The following is a 17287-nucleotide window of genomic DNA, read 5'->3' on the forward strand; positions in this document are numbered from 1 at the left end:
CTGTCCTATGATTGCTCAAATTCCGTTTTTCGGACTTGATCCGAAGCAAATCGATGAGAAATGGGTGGAAGCGGGATACGGTCTGGAAGCGAATATTTTTGACGGCCATTCCTTTGAGGAAGCGGATTATATCAAAACATTTAATCAGACGCTGGAATATGCGAAACAGCTTGATCCTTCATTATTAACGCTGCATTTCCCGACAGATCATGCCGATTATGTGAATGAAGATCACATCAAAAAACAGCTTTATCACTTTGCGGAGCTCGCTGTGAAATACGGCGCCAAAGGCATAACCGTTCATGCGAATCAATTTATGACGGTTGAGGAATTTCAAGTCTACGACCTGGAAGGAAACCGTAAAAAAATCGTTGAGTTTTTCGCGGAGTTTGATGAGCGGCTGAAAGGGACGGACATTTGGATCGGTGTGGAAAACCTTCCGATCATCGGGAATCTGGGAGAGGATTTTGATCCGATTTTCATTTATCCTGAGGATTTTACAGAGCTGGTGCAGATGGATCTGAAGCATGTCGGTATTACGTGGGATCTGTGCCATTGGGCGATTACCTATCAGACTCACTTGTCTTCCGCCCTTATGTTCAGAAATGATCAGCTGAAATATCCCGATTTCTTTCAGTTTCTTTCGATAAAAGAGAGCATTAAGCATTATCACTTCAGCTCATTTCGCCAGCTTGCGTTCCCGCATGGCGGCGTCCGCTGTTTTGAGGGCCGCCATCCGAGTGAAGGGACAATCGCTGAGGAGCTGCTGAGACGTGCTGCAGATACTTTGCAGGAGCTTTATCGGACTCAAGATACCGGCATTGTATTTGAGGTGATGGAAGAGGATTATACGGAAAGACGGGAATCATGGAGAACGCTGGAATGGTTCGGCGGTGTTTCTGATGACGAGGATCAAAAAAGGGTCTGATATGACATATCGAACACCGAACTATGCAAAGCTTTGGTGTGCACAGGTGTTTTCTTCAGCAGCGGATGGGGTCTGGCTCATTGCTTTGCCGCTGTTAGTGTTAGAATTGACCGGCAGCAAAATTCTAGTCGGCGTTATTTCTTTTATCGAACTCGTGCCCTTGACATTTGGCGTGCTGGCGGGGCCGCTGATTGATTTATTCCGAAAAAAGTCGATCTTGTATTTGTGCAATACGGGCCGGGCCGCCATTATGATCCTCTTGGCGGTGCTCAGCGCGAACGATTTATTAACCGTGTGGATAGCCGGGGTGTGCGCCTTTTGTCTATCTCTGCAATCGATGCTGTTTGCGCCGGCGAAAGTCGCGATCATTCCGCTGCTCGTCCGCAAACAGCATCTTGATCAGGCGACATCTCTGATCAATACGAGTGACTTGATCGGACTCATCGTCGGAAAATTGATCAGCGGGATCATGATTGCGGCTATTCCGTTCGGGATGCTGTTTGCCATAAACGGAACTGCTTTTTTGATCTCCGCGGCATTTATCGCGTTCATTCGTATTTCAGAACAGCCCGATGAAAAAAGCAACGGAACTGAAGATGTAAAAGCCGGTTACAGAATGCTGAAAGGAAATGCGGCATGGCTGACATCGGTCGGATACTTTTTCGTCGTAAATCTCGTCATTGCCGGCCTTATTTCAGTAATGGGGCCGATTCTTGCTGTGGAGCGTTTTCAGCAGAACTATTCTGTATGGTTTGCCGTCATGTATTCAATGTTTCAGGCGGGGATGCTTTTGGGCAATCTGGCCGTATTTTTCAAATGGAATACAAAACGCTTGAACCGGCTGTACCCGCGGACGTTAACGGCAGCGGGACTGCTCATTATGCTCCTGTTTTTTCCCCTTCATGGGTTTGAGTGCATCATCTTCCTGGTGCTTGGCATCATCATCTCGTATATTGATGTGCAAACGGTGCTGTATTTCCAAAAGACGGTTCCGGCCGCATATTTCGGAAGGGTCTTTGCACTGATTTTTTCCATTGTCAAAATGGGTGAACCGCTGTCGGCCGCTGTCTACACAGGGCTTCTGCTGTTGATGAATGCGGATTATATTTTCGCGGCGGTCGGACTGACCCTTACGATCGTTTTTGCTGTTTTTTCAGTCAGACAAGGGAGTCAAAGAAATACAGAGAAACAAGCGGATCAATCCGTCTGAATGGTAAACGAAGGGGCGCCGATGTCAGCCGGCGCCCTTTTTATCATAAATCCAAATAAAGCCGTATCATATCCCGGCATTGAATGCCGTTTTCAAAAATGTCTTCATCATAATGTCTGATAAAAAAATCATGGTCGACAGCCTGAATGCGGAATCCGCATTTTTGATAGAGTGACAGCTGATGAATACTGGAATTTCCGGTGCCGATTTCAATCGTGTCAGCTCCCGATTGTCTCGCTTTTTCAATGGCATCCCGCACCAGCTGTTTTCCGAATCCCCTGTTCTGCAGCGATTCTTTTACCGCGATGTTTACGATTTCTATCGTTTTAGGCCTTGTTTGCAATAAAACGTAAACCCCTGCAAGCTCGTCTGACGTCCAAGCCGTATAGCATTCTCCTCTTACAAGATAATCATCGACAATCTCTTTCGACGGATCGGCCAGCAGCAATAGTTCATACAGCGCTTCATCCGGCTCCGCGGCTTTTCGGATGCTCAGTTTTTGCATGTCTGTTTCTCCTCCTCCGTTATGATCGACAGCTATTTTTCAAAATAACTCCAAAATCATTCTACTTTATTATAAAATATGAAACATAGGAAAAGTTATACAAGTTTTGCAGATTGAATAGGAGGAAAGTCATGTTTTTTTGTAAGCATTGCGGCCAGCAGAACAATGAAGAAGCGCATTTCTGTAAAGAATGCGGAAAACCGATCGGGAAAGGAAGCCGGCTGGAGCGGCAGGCGGCTGTAAAAGCGGCTGAATCTGCTTCACAAATGAGAAAGCCGATCCCTAAAAAAACGCTCTTCATGTGGGGCGGCATTGCCGCAGCGCTGATCTTATTGATTGCCGCATATAAAACCGGAGCCTGGCTGACATCTGAAAAAAGGCTCACGGATCAATTCGAACAGGCGGTTCATGACGGGGACACGAAAAAGCTCGCAGCCCTGCTCACTCCTTCAGACAAAAAACTGAAGCTGAATGAGACCAATGTCAAACCGCTCCTTGCATACGCAAAGAAACACGATGAACTGCTGGCAGCGCTTCGCGGCAATTCATCAGAAACAGATGCGGTATATGTCAAAAAAGAGGGAAAAACCCTTCTTTTGTTTGACCATTACGAACTGAAAGTCGATCCGGTTTATTTCCGCGTCACAAGCAATTATAAAGGCGCCGATCTTTATATCAACAGCGAGAAAACAGGTACGGTCAAAAAAGCCGATGAAACCCAAATCTTCGGCCCGTATGCACCTGGTGTCTACACGGCGGAAGCCAAGCTTAAAAATGAGACGGTTGACGTTGTCAAAAAGCAAGAGGCAGAGGCGGCCGGAAGCCGGAATGTTGAGTTTGACCTGCCGTTAGACGCCGAGGATGTGACATTCACTCCGGCAGATAGCTTCAAAAGCGCGAAAGGCGATCTGCTGATAAACGGCAAGTCCGTCCATAAAGATCCGTTTACATCCGTTACATATGGTCCGCTCTTAACTGACGGTTCCATGACAGCCGCCGTGGAGGCTGATTTTCCTTGGGGGAAAATGAAAACTGCCGATGTCCCGATCAACAGTACTGATGTGGACTTAACGCTTATCCCGGATCAAGATACACAGCAAACAATCATGGACACGATTGTCAAAACAACGAAGCAGTATACAAAAGCGATGGCAGACGGAAATACCGATCAGATGACCGAGGCTGGTTCCGCCTGGAAAGAGCAGACGAAAGAAGTGGTATCCGGCATGAAGAGTTCCGGCACCTTTTTGAAGGATCAGTATAAAGAGACAAGCTTTGATCTGGATTCATTTGCGATTTCTCAAGAGAACGGCCGCTGGCAAGTAACTGTTACGGGTAAAGAGCTTCATGAGTCTGCTTATTTCGACGGGAATACGAAGCCTGATATGGAAGAGGCTGAGCCGAGCTTTCACTATGTACTCTCATATGATACAAAACATAAAAAATGGGTTTTCGAAAAAGCTGACCCTGCCTCAGATTCTTCTGGGACAAATGTAAAAAAAATAAAAAACGACCAGCCGAAAACCTATACATCCGCATGGGCATCTTCCAAAGGAAACACAGCTTCAGGCAGCGTGACAAACGAGCAAGTCACATCGTTTATGACTGATTACCTGACAAATCAATCAAGCGCCGTCAGCCTTAACAATTTTGCCATCATGGCGGGTAATTTAGAAGAGGGAAGCCCTTTGTATGCTGATCAGCAGAAACTGGTCAAAAAACTGCACAGCGAGGGGACGACCGAAGTATTTAATGAAGTGAATGTCAAAAGCTTTTCACAGAAAGGCTCTCATCTGACGATTCACACGTACGAGGAGTTTTATATTACGAAAGCCGGCGGCAGTCCGAAGCTCAGAACATACAATTGGACGTATGGCGGCGTTGTTAAAGACGGAAGAATTTATTTAACATCCATTCAATAAAAAAACCCCCGCGCCAATCAGGCGGCGGGGGTTTCCGTTTTTAAAAGAAGAAATAATTCATGAGTTCTTTTATATAATGCTTGATCGTGAATTGAAACGTTACGCAAATGATCAAATAGATGACGATAACAGAATAAATGATATCCGCCTTAGTAGTGAGCTGATGCTGATAGCTCGCCAGCATGAGCGGAGGCACGGCAAACGCCGCTCCTAAAAGACCGACAGCCAGAATGGTGAAGCAAACGGTTGTATGAAGCAGCATAAAAATGAGGGCAAGAAGCAAAATAGCTGTAAACGGAATCAAAAATGCCCCGAATCTGGACAGCGAATCTTTAAATGACACCTGGGCGCCGCCGGCCTTCAAAGCGATAAAAATCAAGAGATACAGGCAAAAAACGCATAATGCAAAGGTAAGCGCCGGCTTGATCACAACCGCGGTAAAACTGACGTCACGAAAGCCGTCTGATAAGAGAATATAAAACATAACCGGCGTCACCAGGCAGAAAAGCACCATGTTGATGATGCTGCTGACAAGCTGTTCGCCGCCTGTCGTTTTACATGTTTGATACGGTCGCTTTAACACATCAAGCACGAATAAGGCAAATTGCTTTGAAGCCTGCTTAGCCGCGGCGCCGGCCTGAGCGGCCTGGCCTTGCGTTTGACCTGCGCCTCCCTGCCCGGGCTGGGGCGCCCCGCACTTTTCACAAAATTTTCCGCCATCAGTATGATGGCCGCATTGAGAACAATACATTCTAAAACTCCTTTTACAAGTAATATAGGGATTTTGTTCAATATTTACATTATAAAAGAAAATAGGACGGATGTAACGGAGTTTTCTAAAGATATACAAATCACCTTCTCTATGAATTGATAATAGAGAAAAAGTACCCTTTATGGTAGAATTTTATTGGAGCTGATAGATATCATGTCTCTCGGCGCATTGATTCAGAGTGAAAAAGGAAATTAACGCATGCTAAAAAAATTGAAAATGCTTTATCGGCTGTTAAAATTCGGAAAAGGCTTATGGAGATAGCAAACAGAAAAAACCGTCCTTACAAGGACGGTTTTTTTCTGTTTCCGGATCGTCCGGCTGAGGTTATAAAAAGCAGACCCCGGGGTAAAAACCATGCATAAGAAACAGCGGAGAACAAAACATAACTCAATAACGGCAAGTCATAAGGAGGTACGCATGTTTTCATTCATCATTCATGTCTTCATTTCACTGTTTGCAGTCTCCAATCCCATCGGAAACGTGCCGATTTTCCTTTCACTGACGGAAGGGTACTCGGAGAAAGAACGGACAGCGATCGCGCGCAAGGCTTCCGTGCTGTCGTTTATCATCTTGGCGGCTTTTTTAATCTTCGGCCATCTGATCTTTAAACTGTTTGACATTAACATTCATGCCTTACGTATCGCGGGCGGCATTTTTATTTTCGGCATCGCTTATAATCTTCTGAACGCGAAGAAATCTCATGTACAGTCTCTCCATCATGAAGAGAAAGGGGAGAGCAAGGAGAAAGCCGATATATCTGTGACGCCTTTGTCGATTCCGATTATCGCCGGACCCGGTACGATCGCGACGGTGATGAGTCTGTCGGCCGGCCATGGCGGCATCTTCCATTACATCAGCGTGCTTATCGGCATTGCGGCCGTCATCGCGATGACGTTCATCTTCTTTCACTATTCATCTTTCATCAGCAATAAGCTCGGGAAAACCGAAATGAACGTCATTACCCGACTGATGGGGCTGATTTTGGCGGTGGTGGCCATCGGCATGATCGGCGCCGGTCTGAAAGGCATGTTCCCGATATTGGTTTCCTGACTTAAAAAAGCAGCGCCCGGTTATCTTCGGGTGCTGCTTTTTTCTATTTTCGGCACATGCTGAAACACTTCTTCACTCTCAAAAAATTCTATCAAACGGCTCAGCCAGTCATAATAATGGAGCCAATCCGTCAGTTCATCCAAAAGCTGACGGGCTTTTTCTTCAATATCGGGACTGAGATTTTCCGATTCCAGAAGCTCAGTCAGCTCGCGGTTCAGCTTTTTATAGAGCATTTTGTTTTTGCTGACCGCCTTTGTCCAATTTGCCGTAAACAGGGAGATAAACGTCTGGTAATAATCACGCTCCACGTCATAAAGGTCTTTCCGAACGCCTTTTTCAAACACTTTTTCAGCCAGATTGACATCGGTCATTTCGCGGACCACCTGGCTCATCCTCGTTTTGCTCATCCCGGTCGCCTCTGACAGCTCATTTAACGTCATCGGCTTGCGGTTCATATAAATAATACCGAGCACACGTCCCAGTGTGGCCGGCATTCCGAATGTATGCATATTCTCGGCGATTCTCTCAATGAGATGCTCTTCAGCATGCCCGATGATATCAAGAGCGTTTTTTTCCACGGCTGATCATCCCTTCACTGGCTTTTCATGCTGACAATATATCATATTTTTTACAGTTGATGAAAAAGATGATGCGGCAGGATATGCGAGCTATCGGGAGCGATTGTAAGAACATCCGCATTGTCAGCGGGATAACATGAAAAAATACGTATATTGTATATAATTTCAACACATTGTAAACTTTTTATTTTACAAATTTCATCTTATAATAAAGATTATACTTTTCAGAAAAATAACGGAACCCTTCGGAGGTGCACGGATTGCTGAGATTAGAAAATGTATCAAAAGTCTATAAAGGCGGAAAAAAAGCTGTCAACAGCATTGATTTAAATATCGAAAAAGGCGAATTTATTTGTTTTATCGGGCCGAGCGGCTGCGGAAAAACGACGACGATGAAAATGATTAACAGACTGATTGAGCCGTCATCCGGAAAGATTTTTATCGATGGCGAAAACATTATGGAGCAGGACCCGGTGGAGCTGAGACGGAAAATCGGCTACGTCATTCAGCAGATCGGACTTTTCCCTCATATGACCATTCAGCAGAACATTTCCCTCGTGCCGAAACTGCTGAAATGGCCGGAACAAAAGCGGAAGGAACGGGCGCGGGAGCTTTTGAAGCTCGTCGATATGGGCCCGGAATATTTAGACCGCTATCCTCACGAGCTGAGCGGGGGACAGCAGCAGAGAATCGGCGTGCTGCGCGCCCTTGCAGCGGAACCGCCTCTTATTCTTATGGATGAACCGTTCGGAGCGCTTGATCCGATTACGCGGGATTCCCTTCAAGAAGAATTCAAAAAACTGCAAAGAACATTGAATAAAACGATTGTCTTTGTAACCCACGATATGGATGAAGCCATTAAGCTGGCTGACCGGATCGTCATTTTAAAAGCGGGAGAGATCGTTCAGGCCGGCACTCCTGATGACATTCTCCGGAATCCGGCTAATGAGTTTGTCGAAGAATTTATCGGCAAAGAACGGTTATTGCAATCAAGACCGGATATTGAACGCGTCGAGCAGATGATGAACAAAAAGCCTGTCACCGTTACGGCGGACAAAACGCTTTCGCAGGCGATACAGGTGATGCGGGAACACCGTGTCGATTCCCTGCTTGTCGTTGATGACCTGAATGTGCTGCAAGGATATGTTGATGTCGAAATCATTGATCAGAACCGGAAAAAAGCGAGCCTTGTCGGCGACGTGCTCCGCTCTGATCTGTATACAGTCGAGCAGGGGACACTGCTGCGCGATACCGTACGCAAAATTTTAAAGCGCGGAATGAAATATGTACCCGTCGTTGATGAACAAAGGCATTTAGTCGGAATTGTCACGAGAGCGAGCCTTGTCGACATCGTTTACGATTCAATCTGGGGTGAGGAAGACCAGCTGGTGACAGGCTGACAAGGGGAGGAACGCTTACAATGAATGAAATGATCAAGTTTTTGCAGACGAACGGCGGAGAACTGTTATATAAAACGTGGGAGCATTTATACATTTCGATCATCGCCGTCATATTAGGCATTGTCGTCGCCGTTCCGCTCGGAGTGGCGCTTACGAGAATGAAAAAGGGCGCAGGCGCCGTCATCGGCGCCGTCAACATTGTGCAGACCTTGCCGAGTCTCGCGATACTGGCGTTTTTTATCCCGCTGTTAGGCGTGGGAAAGGTGCCCGCGATCGTCGCGCTGTTTTTCTATTCGGTGCTGCCGATTCTCCGGAACACGTATACCGGCATTCAAGGCGTAAACAAAAATCTGCTGGAATCGGGAAAAGGCATCGGCATGACGGTCTGGGAGCAGATCAGGCTTGTGGAACTGCCGCTTGCGGTTCCGGTGATCATGGCGGGCATCCGCACATCCACCATTTATCTGATCGGCTGGGCGACGCTTGCTTCCTTTATCGGGGGCGGCGGGCTCGGAGACTATATTTTTATCGGCCTGAATCTCTATCAGCCTGAATATATTATCGGCGGCGCCGTGCCGGTCACCATTTTAGCCATTATCATTGATTATCTGCTAGCGGCGACGGAACGGAAGGTGACGCCGAAAGGGCTGAAAGGACTGAAGGAAGTATCATAAGGAGTTGGCTGTTTTGAAAAGAAACCAAAAGAGATGGATGTGCGCACTGGCGCTGTCAGCTGCTCTGCTTCTAGGCGGCTGTTCCCTTCCCGGCCTGAGCGGGGCTTCCGATGATACGATCAAAATCGGGGCGCAAAGCATGACGGAATCAGAAATTATCGCCAATATGATCGCACAGATGATTGAGCACAATACAGACTTGAATACGGCATTAATTAAAAACCTCGGATCGAACTATGTCCAGCAGCAAGCGATGCTCGGCGGTGAAATCGATATCGCCGCGACGCGCTACTCGGGAACGGATTTAACGAGCACCCTCGGCATGGAAGCGGAAAAAGACCCGAAAAAAGCATTATCCATCGTACAGAAAGAATTTGAGAAACGCTTCCATTACAAATGGTTTGATTCTTACGGATTTGAGAACACATACGCTTTTACCGTCACGAAAGAGCTTGCGGAAAAAGACCATTTAGACAAAGTGTCCGATATTAAGAAGCATGCGGATCAATTTAAGCTCGGTGTAGACAATGCGTGGCTGAAAAGAAAAGGTGACGGCTATAAAGGCTTTACCGACACGTACGGCTTTGAATTCGGCACAACCTATCCGATGCAGATCGGACTTGTATACGATGCCGTGAAAAACGGGAAAATGGACGCCGTCCTCGCTTATTCAACGGACGGACGGATCAAAGCGTACGATCTAAAAATTTTAAAAGACGACAAGCAGTTTTTCCCGCCGTATGACTGTTCGCCGGTCATTCCCGACAGCGTGCTGAAGCAGCATCCTGAACTGAAGGGCATTGTGAATAAACTGATCGGCAAAATCGATACGGAAACGATGCAGGAATTGAATTACGAGGTGGACGGCAAGCTGAAAGAACCGTCCGTCGTCGCTAAAGAATTTTTGGAGAAACATCATTATTTTGAATAAGAAATGAGGTGGGGCAAATGGAAGTGCTGCAGCAGCTCGGCACTTATTATTCTCAAAACGGCGCCTATGTGCTTCAGGAGTTTTACCGCCATTTTCTCATGTCGGTATACGGCGTTTTATTTGCGGCGATCGTCGGGGTTCCGCTCGGCATCTTCATTGCCAGGCACAGAACATTAAGCGGCTGGGTATTCGCGGTGACAAACGTGATTCAGACCGTGCCGGCGCTTGCGATGCTTGCGGTGCTGATGCTCGTCATGGGGCTCGGCGCCAATACGGTGATATTGTCGCTGTTTTTATATTCGCTTCTTCCGATCATCCGGAATACGTACACGGGCATCGCCAGCATTGAACACGCTTATCTTGAATCGGGAAAAGCGATGGGCATGACCAAATTTCAGGTGCTCCGCATGGTGGAGCTGCCGCTTGCGCTTTCCGTCATCATGGCGGGGCTGCGGACGGCGCTCGTCATCGCGATCGGCATTACGGCAATCGGTACGTTTGTCGGCGCGGGCGGACTCGGTGACATTATTGTCAGGGGCTCAAACGCCACGAACGGAACCGCGATTATTTTGGCCGGCGCCATTCCGACAGCGCTGATGGCCGTTATCGCAGATCTTGTGATGGCATGGCTGGAGCGGGCGCTGAGTCCGGTGAGAAAGAAAAAACGAACCAAAGCGCCGAATGCGGCATGAAAAAAACGCCTTGCGGGTCAGGGCGTTTTTTTCTTATGGCTTCGGAACATGCTTGAAAATTTCTTCGCTTTCAAAAAACTCGATCAGACGGCTGATCCAATTGTAGTAATCTAGCCAATCCTTTAATTCTTTCAGCAGTTCGTTGATTTTTTCCTCAGCTTCTTCCGGCACGCCGTTTTCAAGGACGGCTGTCAGTTCGCGGTTCAGCTTTTTATGCATCATTTTATTTTTGCTGACGACCTTGCTCCATGTGGCCGTAAACAGCGTAATAAAGGTTTGGTAATAATCCTGCTCGACGTCGTATAAATCTTTGCGGACGCCTTTTTCAAACACTTTTTCCGCCAGATTGACGTCAAGCATTTCACGGACCGCCTGACTCATTCTCGTCTTGCTCATGCCGGTCGCTTCTGATAATTCAGTTAAGGTCATCGGCTTGCGGTTCATATAAATAATGCCTAAAATGCGCCCCACCGTCGCGGGCATTCCGAATGTATGCATATTTTCAGCGATTCGTTCTATCAAATGATCTTCAGCTTGTTCGATTACGTGTAACGGATCTTTCTCCAACAGTTTCAATCCTTTCAGTCAGCAATTCCGATGTCAATATACCACATTTTTAAACCGGCGGAAATGCTCTTCCGAGAGAATTTGGCAGTAATCCGGAGCAATAAGAAGAACTTTGCCGGTCAATACGGGTTAATCAGTGCTTACACAACCTTTATATATAATATGGACAAATTGTAAACTTTTTAATTTACAAAGTTTAATTTATAATGGAAAACGTTCAATTGTCTGAAAAGTTAAATTTGAATTTAACGAATTGAATAAACTTAATCGTGGAGGTGTGAGTGTTTGCTGACATTAGAAAATGTCTCGAAAATGTATAAAGGCGGGAAAAAAGCCGTCAACAGCATCAACCTGAATATCGCCAAAGGCGAATTTATTTGTTTTATCGGGCCGAGCGGCTGCGGCAAAACGACGACGATGAAAATGATCAACCGCTTAATTGAACCGACAGAAGGCAGAATCCTGATAGAGGGCCGAAACATTATGGAACAAGACCCGGTGGAACTCAGAAGAAGCATCGGCTATGTCATCCAGCAGATCGGGCTGTTTCCGCATATGACCATTCAGCAGAACATTACGCTCGTTCCGAAGCTTTTAAAGCATCCTGCCGAAAAACGGAAGGAACGGGCGCGGGAGCTTTTAAAGCTCGTTGATATGGGGCCTGAATATTTAGACCGTTACCCTCATGAACTGAGCGGAGGACAGCAGCAGCGAATAGGTGTATTACGGGCACTTGCCGCAGAGCCGCCGCTCATCTTAATGGATGAACCGTTCGGGGCACTTGACCCGATTACGAGAGATTCCCTTCAGGAAGAATTTAAAAAACTGCAAAAAACCTTACATAAAACCATCGTATTTGTTACCCATGATATGGACGAAGCCATCAAGCTTGCGGACAGAATCGTCATTCTGAAGGCGGGAGAAATCGTCCAGGCCGGAACGCCTGATGAGATTCTCAGATTTCCGGCGAATGAATTTGTTGAGGAGTTTATCGGCAAGGAACGGCTGATCCAATCATCCAGCCCTGATATTGAACGGGTGGAACAGATCATGAATCCCGATCCCGTGACGGTAACACCTGAGAAAACACTGTCAGCCGCCATTCAGCTGATGCGTGCCGAGCGGGTGGATTCGCTGCTCGTCATTGATGAAAAGAACGTTCTCCAAGGTTATGTCGATGTGGAGATGATTGACCGCAAACGAAGACAAGCGGTAACCGTCGCGGAAGTGCTTGAGCGGGATCTGTACACGGTCAGAAGCGGCACTCTGCTTCGCGACGCCGTCCATAAAATTTTAAAAAGAGGCATAAAATTTGTGCCGGTCCTTGATGAAGCCGGCCGGCTAACGGGAATCGTGACAAGGACAAGCCTCGTTGACATCGTCTATGACTCCATCTGGGGAGAAGAGAATCAGCTCGCGGTGATGTCATGAGGAGGCTTCAATTGATATGAATCAGACCGTGCAATTTTTACAGGCAAATGGAGGAGAGATGCTTTATAAAACATGGGAGCATCTGTACATCTCATTAATCGCCGTCATGGCGGGCATTCTCGCCGCCGTTCCGCTCGGCGTCCTGCTGACGAGGATGAAAAGAGGAGCCGGCGCCGTCATCGGCATCGTCAACATCATTCAAACCTTGCCGAGCCTTGCCATTCTTGCGTTTTTTATTCCGCTTTTAGGCGTAGGAAAGATCCCGGCCGTTGCGGCGCTGTTTTTCTATTCCATGCTGCCGATTCTCAGAAACACGTATACGGGGATTCTCGGCGTCAATCGGCATCTTCTGGAATCGGGAAAAGGAATCGGCATGACGGCATGGGAGCAGATCAGGCTTGTAGAACTCCCGCTTGCCGCTCCTGTCATCATGGCGGGCATCAGGACGTCTTCGATTTATTTAATCGGCTGGGCGACGCTCGCCTCCTTTATCGGCGGAGGCGGGCTGGGAGATTACATTTTTATCGGCTTGAACCTTTATCAGCCGGAGTATATTATCGCAGGCGCCGTTCCGGTCACAGTGCTGGCGGCAGCCGTCGATTACATGCTGGGGATGACAGAACGGAAAGTCACGCCTGACGGGCTGAAAAGCATAAAGGACGCTTCATAAGGAGGAGGTCTCTCATGGGGAATAGATGCAAAAAACGGCTGCTCGCAATCGCCTGTATCGGCATGCTGCTCCTTGGCGGATGCTCGCTCCCGGGATTGAGCGCCGCATCGGAGGACACCATTAAAATCGGCGCGCAAAGCATGACCGAATCAGAAATCATCGCGAGCATGCTCGGACAGATGATCGAACATCACAGCGGGTTGAAGACAACGGTTATTAAAAATCTCGGCTCCAATGCCGTACAGCAGCAGTCCTTGATCAACGCTGATATTGATATCGCCGCGACGCGCTATACAGGAGACGCGCTGACGGGCACGCTTCGCATGGAGCCGGAAAAAGACCCGGACAAAGCGCTGCGGCTCGTTCAGCGTGAATTTCAAAACAGATATGACATGAAATGGTTTGATTCTTACGGCTTTGATAATACATACGTCTTTACCGTTTCCGGACAGCTTGCCCGCAAGTATCATTTAGAATCGGTATCCGATGTCAAAAAAGAAGCGTCTCATCTGAAATTCGGCGTCGATAACTACTGGATGAAGCTGAGAGGCAACGGATATCAGGATTTTATGAACACATACGGAATGTCATTTGAAGGCACGTATCCGATGCAGATCGGCCTTGTTTACGACGCCCTGAAAAGCAGAAAGATGGATATCGCGCTCGCTTATTCCACCGACGGAAGAATCATCGCTTACGGACTGAAAACGCTGAAGGATGATAAGCGGTTCTTTCCTCCGTATGACTGTTCACCCGTCGTTCCGGATCAAGTATTAAAAGAGCATCCCGAACTGGAGGGCGTGATCAATAAAATGATCGGCGCGATTGATACAAAGATGATGCAGAAAATGAATTACGAAGTTGACGGCCGATTAAAAGAGCCGTCCGTCGTGGCCAAGGAATATTTAGAAAAACATCATTACTTTGAATAACGGAAAGGAGATGTGCGGATGGACACGATGAAGGAGCTGTTTACGTATTATGCTCAAAACGGCAGTTATGTTCTGTATGAGTGCTGGCGGCACTTTCTCATGTCGGCGTACGGCGTCGTTTTCGCCGCCATTTTCGCCATTCCGGCCGGAATTGTGACAGCAAGGCACGGGCGTCTCGCCGGCTGGGTGTTTGCTGTGGCGAACGTGATTCAAACCGTTCCGGCGCTTGCGATGCTCGCCGTCCTGATGCTCGTCATGGGACTCGGCGCCAATACGGTCATCACGGCTTTGTTTTTGTATTCACTGCTGCCGATTCTCAGAAATACGCACACGGGCATTATCAATATCGAGCACGCTTATCTCGAGTCGGGAAAAGCGATGGGCATGACGAAATACCAAATCCTTCGTATGGTGGAGCTGCCGCTTGCGCTTTCCGTCATTATGGCGGGTCTCCGAACGGCGCTCGTCATTGCGATCGGCATCACGGCGATCGGCACCTTCGTCGGGGCGGGCGGCCTCGGCGATATGATCGTCAGAGGGTCGAACGCGACAAACGGAACCGCCATTATTTTGGCGGGCGCCATCCCGACCGCGCTGATGGCGGTAGCCGCAGACCTGCTGATGGCGTGGCTGGAACGAGCCCTCAGCCCGGTGAAAAAACAAAAAAGAAAGCTGATCGTACGCTCAGCCTCATGAAAAAAAGCATTCTTCCGCGTGAAGGATGCTTTTTTTTGATTTCTTGATTAAATTTTGATAACTGCGCTGTAAAGTCTTACTTATCAAATAACAAAGCAGAGGGGTAATCAAATGAGCAACATCATAGAAACGAGACAGCTGCAAAAATCATTCGGCAGACAACAGGCAGTGGCTGATGTGTCTCTATCAGTAAAACGCAACAGTATATACGGCCTGCTCGGTCCGAACGGCGCGGGAAAATCAACGACACTTAAAATATTGACCGGCATGCTGCAGCAAACATCCGGCGAGGTTCTGTTCGACGGACATACATGGAAGCGCGAAGATTTGAAAAGCATCGGTTCCCTGATTGAAGCGCCGCCGCTTTACAGCAACCTGACAGCCGCTGAAAATCTGAAAGTCCGCTGCGTGATGCTCGGACTGCCTGATTCAAGAATTGCGGAAGTGCTGGAAATCACGGGATTAACGGGAACCGGAAAAAAGCGCGCCGGACAATTTTCTATGGGAATGAAGCAGCGTCTCGGCATTGCGTTAGCATTATTAAACCGTCCGTCGCTCTTAATTCTTGATGAGCCGACAAACGGATTGGACCCGATGGGAATTCAGGATTTGCGGGAATTTATCCGCTCTCTGCCCGGACAGGGAATGACGGTTATTTTATCTAGCCACCTGTTATCAGAAGTCGAGCAGATCGCAGACCATATCGGAATCATCAGTGACGGCGTTTTAGGATATCAGGGAGAAATCAGCCGGGAAGACGATCTGGAGCGGCTGTTTCTGGAGGTTGTCAAATCAACACGGGAGAAAGCGGGGACTGGGAAATGATTCAGTACATGCAGGCGGAACATCTTACATCTAAAAGAACATTTATCAGAAAGCTGATCATTCTTATCCCGCTTCTGAACACGGCTTTTTCTTTTCTGCTGAATGCCGCCTATTTTATGACGGGCACGTTCAATTGGTGGGCGGTTATTTTCATGCCGCTCATGATTGCTCTAATGTGCGGTTTATCTGTTAAAAAAGAGAAAAAATCAGCGAATGACCGTGCGGTGTACTCACTGCCGGCTGACTTGAAGAGCATATGGTTCTCAAAAATAAGCTTGATCGCGCTGTATTCACTCCTGTCGCAAATCGTCTTTTTAGTCATCATGTTTTTTCTTGGCCTTGTGTTTCCGGCAATTGCTGCGGTTCAGCTGAAAGGTATTGAAGCAAGCTCCCTTCTGTGGCTGTCTACGCTTTGGGAAATTCCGTTCTGCTTATGGATTGCCAGACAGTTCGGGTTTACGGCAGTGATCCTCATGAATATGATCGCCGCCTTTGTTTTAGGCATTGTGCCGGCGTCAGGCTCATTGTGGTGGCTGAGTCCATGGAGCTGGTCAGTCCGGCTGATGTCACCGATTCTCGGGATCCATCCGAACGGAATTCCGCTTCCTGCAAACAGCGGCTTATTAAACGGAAACGTGATCATTCCGGCTATTATTCTTTCTATTCTTTCTTTTATCGCGGTAAGTTTTGTTTCCGCCGTGTCTTTTTCAAAAGGGGGAAACCGGTCATGACCGTGCTTTTACGATATATGTGGGCCGATGTATTAAAAATGAAGCGTACGCCGCTCATATGGATGCATGCTGCGGCGCCGGTTTTATGCGCGGGATTTTTCCTGTTGTATATGTATGGAAGGGTTCAGGAGCCTTATATGCTGTACAGTGTGTTTTTCAGTGCGATTGCCGTTTTATACCCTTTAATCATCAGTATTGTCTGCGGCATGTCTGCCTCGGTTGAGGAACAGGCGGGCCATTTTCAGATGATGCTGGCGGTTCCGCATTCTAAAATCATCAGTTTTGCGGGCAAGCTGCTTTTGCTGCTCCTATTGAATGTGTTATCGGCAGGTCTCGCCATCTGTCTTTATTTGGCGGGGATGAAATTTGTTCTTCACATCAATGATCTCCCGTATCTTCTCTTTTTAAAAGGAGGGGCGTGGCTGATTGCCGGCAGTATTCCGCTTTATATGATGTCTTTTTTTGTCGGCATAAAGTACGGCATGGGACCGTCCGGGCTTTTGGGGGGTGCGGGATTATTAATGGCGGCGCTCATGAATACGGGACTTGGCGATACCATCTGGCGTTTTTTTCCGTGGGCATGGAGCGTGCGGCTTTCAGGCCTTGCAGGACTGCTGCATTTTGACAAAGTCAAAAAAGAGTTCCTCCCTTATGTAAGATACGATATGAGATTCGGAGAAATAATGTTATATTTTTCTATAGTGATATTATGTCTGGCCGGCCTCTATTGGTGCAGAAGATGGGAAGGGCGGCGTTCATATGAATAAAGGCAA

The 17287-nt window shown here is 47.6% G+C and carries 19 protein-coding genes; 15 read left to right on the forward strand and 4 right to left on the reverse strand.

Features of this window, described 5'->3' with window-relative positions:
- Window positions 1-7: 7 nt before the first annotated feature.
- Both D5S11_RS02065 and D5S11_RS02070 read left to right on the forward strand, forming a co-directional pair.
- Window positions 8-928: a TIM barrel protein gene (locus D5S11_RS02065; RefSeq protein WP_043020634.1), complete on the forward strand. Its 921-nt coding sequence runs from the start codon at window positions 8-10 to the stop codon at window positions 926-928.
- Window positions 903-2138: an MFS transporter gene (locus D5S11_RS02070; RefSeq protein WP_042635497.1), complete on the forward strand. Its 1236-nt coding sequence runs from the start codon at window positions 903-905 to the stop codon at window positions 2136-2138. The genes D5S11_RS02065 and D5S11_RS02070 overlap by 26 nt, the downstream gene beginning before the upstream one ends.
- 43 nt (window positions 2139-2181) lie before the next feature.
- Here the strand turns inward: D5S11_RS02070 and D5S11_RS02075 are convergent, their stop codons facing one another.
- Window positions 2182-2643 (reverse strand): GNAT family N-acetyltransferase, encoded by a 462-nt coding sequence (locus D5S11_RS02075; protein ID WP_007409969.1) that lies wholly within the window; start codon window positions 2641-2643, stop codon window positions 2182-2184.
- 131 nt (window positions 2644-2774) lie between these two features.
- Between D5S11_RS02075 and D5S11_RS02080 the strand changes: the two genes are divergently transcribed.
- Entirely contained in the window at window positions 2775-4565 is a 1791-nt protein-coding gene (locus D5S11_RS02080; RefSeq protein ID WP_015240608.1) for a zinc ribbon domain-containing protein, read from the forward strand.
- A gap of 40 nt (window positions 4566-4605) precedes the next feature.
- On the opposite strand, the gene D5S11_RS02085 is transcribed toward D5S11_RS02080, so the two are convergent.
- Window positions 4606-5316: a hypothetical protein gene (locus tag D5S11_RS02085; RefSeq protein ID WP_032869650.1), complete on the reverse strand. Its 711-nt coding sequence runs from the start codon at window positions 5314-5316 to the stop codon at window positions 4606-4608.
- Between the two features lie 438 nt (window positions 5317-5754).
- Here D5S11_RS02085 and D5S11_RS02090 point away from each other — a divergent pair, with 438 nt between their 5' ends.
- Window positions 5755-6387, forward strand: a complete 633-nt coding sequence (locus tag D5S11_RS02090) for an NAAT family transporter (protein ID WP_007409973.1) — start codon at window positions 5755-5757, stop codon at window positions 6385-6387.
- A gap of 20 nt (window positions 6388-6407) precedes the next feature.
- Here D5S11_RS02090 and D5S11_RS02095 read toward each other — a convergent pair whose 3' ends face one another.
- Window positions 6408-6965, reverse strand: coding sequence for a GbsR/MarR family transcriptional regulator (locus D5S11_RS02095; protein ID WP_007409974.1), 558 nt, complete (start codon window positions 6963-6965; stop codon window positions 6408-6410).
- Window positions 6966-7225: 260 nt separating this feature from the next.
- On the opposite strand from D5S11_RS02095, the gene opuCA reads away from it, so the two are divergent.
- The 4 genes from opuCA to opuCD are packed head-to-tail and all read left to right on the forward strand — an operon-like array spanning window position 7226 to window position 10662.
- A complete protein-coding gene (opuCA, locus tag D5S11_RS02100) occupies window positions 7226-8365 on the forward strand; it encodes an osmoprotectant ABC transporter ATP-binding protein OpuCA (RefSeq protein WP_003151651.1) in 1140 nt (379 codons plus the stop codon).
- A gap of 20 nt (window positions 8366-8385) precedes the next feature.
- Complete coding sequence (locus tag D5S11_RS02105) at window positions 8386-9039, forward strand: ABC transporter permease (protein WP_003151654.1); 654 nt, start codon at window positions 8386-8388, stop codon at window positions 9037-9039.
- Window positions 9040-9076: 37 nt separating this feature from the next.
- Window positions 9077-9970, forward strand: a complete 894-nt coding sequence (gene opuCC, locus D5S11_RS02110) for an osmoprotectant ABC transporter substrate-binding lipoprotein OpuCC (protein WP_087920808.1) — start codon at window positions 9077-9079, stop codon at window positions 9968-9970.
- Window positions 9971-9987: 17 nt separating this feature from the next.
- A complete protein-coding gene (opuCD, locus tag D5S11_RS02115; protein ID WP_012118473.1) occupies window positions 9988-10662 on the forward strand; it encodes a glycine betaine/carnitine/choline/choline sulfate ABC transporter permease OpuCD in 675 nt (224 codons plus the stop codon).
- Window positions 10663-10695: 33 nt separating this feature from the next.
- Here opuCD and D5S11_RS02120 read toward each other — a convergent pair whose 3' ends face one another.
- Window positions 10696-11229 carry a GbsR/MarR family transcriptional regulator gene (locus D5S11_RS02120; RefSeq protein ID WP_003151660.1) on the reverse strand — a complete coding sequence of 178 codons (534 nt, stop codon included), beginning with the start codon at window positions 11227-11229 and terminating at the stop codon, window positions 10696-10698.
- A 285-nt stretch (window positions 11230-11514) separates the two neighbouring features.
- On the opposite strand from D5S11_RS02120, the gene D5S11_RS02125 reads away from it, so the two are divergent.
- From D5S11_RS02125 to D5S11_RS02155, 7 genes are all read left to right on the forward strand, one after another.
- Window positions 11515-12660, forward strand: coding sequence for a betaine/proline/choline family ABC transporter ATP-binding protein (locus tag D5S11_RS02125; protein WP_007409976.1), 1146 nt, complete (start codon window positions 11515-11517; stop codon window positions 12658-12660).
- A gap of 16 nt (window positions 12661-12676) precedes the next feature.
- Window positions 12677-13330, forward strand: coding sequence for an ABC transporter permease (locus D5S11_RS02130; protein ID WP_007409977.1), 654 nt, complete (start codon window positions 12677-12679; stop codon window positions 13328-13330).
- A 14-nt stretch (window positions 13331-13344) separates the two neighbouring features.
- Complete coding sequence (locus tag D5S11_RS02135; protein ID WP_108724724.1) at window positions 13345-14262, forward strand: osmoprotectant ABC transporter substrate-binding protein; 918 nt, start codon at window positions 13345-13347, stop codon at window positions 14260-14262.
- 18 nt (window positions 14263-14280) lie between these two features.
- Window positions 14281-14958: an ABC transporter permease gene (locus D5S11_RS02140; RefSeq protein WP_042635496.1), complete on the forward strand. Its 678-nt coding sequence runs from the start codon at window positions 14281-14283 to the stop codon at window positions 14956-14958.
- 111 nt (window positions 14959-15069) lie between these two features.
- Window positions 15070-15783 carry a lantibiotic protection ABC transporter ATP-binding protein gene (locus D5S11_RS02145; RefSeq protein ID WP_003151665.1) on the forward strand — a complete coding sequence of 238 codons (714 nt, stop codon included), beginning with the start codon at window positions 15070-15072 and terminating at the stop codon, window positions 15781-15783.
- Window positions 15780-16514, forward strand: coding sequence for a lantibiotic immunity ABC transporter MutE/EpiE family permease subunit (locus D5S11_RS02150; protein ID WP_015240599.1), 735 nt, complete (start codon window positions 15780-15782; stop codon window positions 16512-16514). Before D5S11_RS02145 ends, D5S11_RS02150 begins: the two co-directional genes overlap by 4 nt.
- On the forward strand, window positions 16511-17281 hold the full coding sequence (locus D5S11_RS02155) for a lantibiotic immunity ABC transporter MutG family permease subunit (protein WP_020956353.1): 771 nt from the start codon (window positions 16511-16513) through the stop codon (window positions 17279-17281). The genes D5S11_RS02150 and D5S11_RS02155 overlap by 4 nt, the downstream gene beginning before the upstream one ends.
- Window positions 17282-17287 lie beyond the last annotated feature (6 nt).

The organism is Bacillus sp. L75, assembly GCF_003676355.1.
Taxonomy (GTDB): Bacteria; Bacillota; Bacilli; order Bacillales; family Bacillaceae; genus Bacillus; species Bacillus velezensis.

Bases quoted from the DNA above. Each gene is read 5' to 3' on its own strand.
- D5S11_RS02130 (WP_007409977.1), top strand. From the start codon at position 12,677: ATGAATCAGACCGTGCAATTTTTACAGGCAAATGGAGGAGAGATGCTT.
- D5S11_RS02080 (WP_015240608.1), top strand. From the start codon at position 2,775: ATGTTTTTTTGTAAGCATTGCGGCCAGCAGAACAATGAAGAAGCGCAT.
- D5S11_RS02155 (WP_020956353.1), top strand. From the start codon at position 16,511: ATGACCGTGCTTTTACGATATATGTGGGCCGATGTATTAAAAATGAAG.
- D5S11_RS02140 (WP_042635496.1), top strand. From the start codon at position 14,281: ATGGACACGATGAAGGAGCTGTTTACGTATTATGCTCAAAACGGCAGT.
- D5S11_RS02145 (WP_003151665.1), top strand. From the start codon at position 15,070: ATGAGCAACATCATAGAAACGAGACAGCTGCAAAAATCATTCGGCAGA.
- D5S11_RS02105 (WP_003151654.1), top strand. From the start codon at position 8,386: ATGAATGAAATGATCAAGTTTTTGCAGACGAACGGCGGAGAACTGTTA.
- D5S11_RS02150 (WP_015240599.1), top strand. From the start codon at position 15,780: ATGATTCAGTACATGCAGGCGGAACATCTTACATCTAAAAGAACATTT.
- D5S11_RS02135 (WP_108724724.1), top strand. From the start codon at position 13,345: ATGGGGAATAGATGCAAAAAACGGCTGCTCGCAATCGCCTGTATCGGC.
- opuCC (WP_087920808.1), top strand. From the start codon at position 9,077: ATGTGCGCACTGGCGCTGTCAGCTGCTCTGCTTCTAGGCGGCTGTTCC.
- D5S11_RS02075 (WP_007409969.1), bottom strand. From the start codon at position 2,643: ATGCAAAAACTGAGCATCCGAAAAGCCGCGGAGCCGGATGAAGCGCTG.
- D5S11_RS02085 (WP_032869650.1), bottom strand. From the start codon at position 5,316: ATGTATTGTTCTCAATGCGGCCATCATACTGATGGCGGAAAATTTTGT.
- D5S11_RS02065 (WP_043020634.1), top strand. From the start codon at position 8: ATGATTGCTCAAATTCCGTTTTTCGGACTTGATCCGAAGCAAATCGAT.
- D5S11_RS02090 (WP_007409973.1), top strand. From the start codon at position 5,755: ATGTTTTCATTCATCATTCATGTCTTCATTTCACTGTTTGCAGTCTCC.
- opuCD (WP_012118473.1), top strand. From the start codon at position 9,988: ATGGAAGTGCTGCAGCAGCTCGGCACTTATTATTCTCAAAACGGCGCC.
- D5S11_RS02070 (WP_042635497.1), top strand. From the start codon at position 903: ATGACGAGGATCAAAAAAGGGTCTGATATGACATATCGAACACCGAAC.